This window comes from Stenotrophomonas sp. A3_2, assembly GCF_036624925.1.
GTDB classification, from domain to species: Bacteria; Pseudomonadota; Gammaproteobacteria; order Xanthomonadales; family Xanthomonadaceae; genus Stenotrophomonas; species Stenotrophomonas hibiscicola.
In genome coordinates this window covers 1-430 of the sequence record NZ_JAZKVY010000258.1, presented here as the reverse complement: position 1 = coordinate 430, position 430 = coordinate 1, and the positions used below count along the sequence as shown (strand labels likewise).

The following is a 430-nucleotide window of genomic DNA, read 5'->3' as shown; positions in this document are numbered from 1 at the left end:
TCGCGGCCTTGCGCGCCGCCGGCCTCGCGGTGCCGCCGGCCTCCTGGGCCGGCATCGGCCGCGCCAGCTGGCCAGCCCGGCTGCAGCGCCTGCACGGCCGCCTCGCCGCCTTGCTCCCGGCCGGCTTCGAACTCTGGCTGGACGGCGGCCACAACCCAGGCGCGGGCGAGGTGCTGGCGCGCCAGGCGGAAGAATGGAGCGACCGGCCGCTCTACGTCGTTGCAGGCATGAAGCGCACGAAGGACGCCGGCGCTTTCCTCGCATCCCTGATGCCGCGCGCGGCCGCCCTGTTCGCGGTGCGGGAGGCCGCGCAGCATCTGGCGCTGGAGGTGGCGGAGATCGTTGCGGCTTCCAGCGGCACCGCCCACCCCGGTCCGGATATGGCGGGTGCGCTGGCGCAGGTGGCCGCGCTGCCGCCGGGGCGGGTGCT

At 76.5% G+C, this 430-nt stretch carries 1 protein-coding gene; it reads left to right on the top strand.

Annotated features, from left to right (window positions below; genetic code table 11):
- Positions 1 to 430 (top strand): glutamate ligase domain-containing protein (locus R5H29_RS11860; protein WP_332329217.1); only part of this gene is annotated, 430 nt, incomplete at both ends.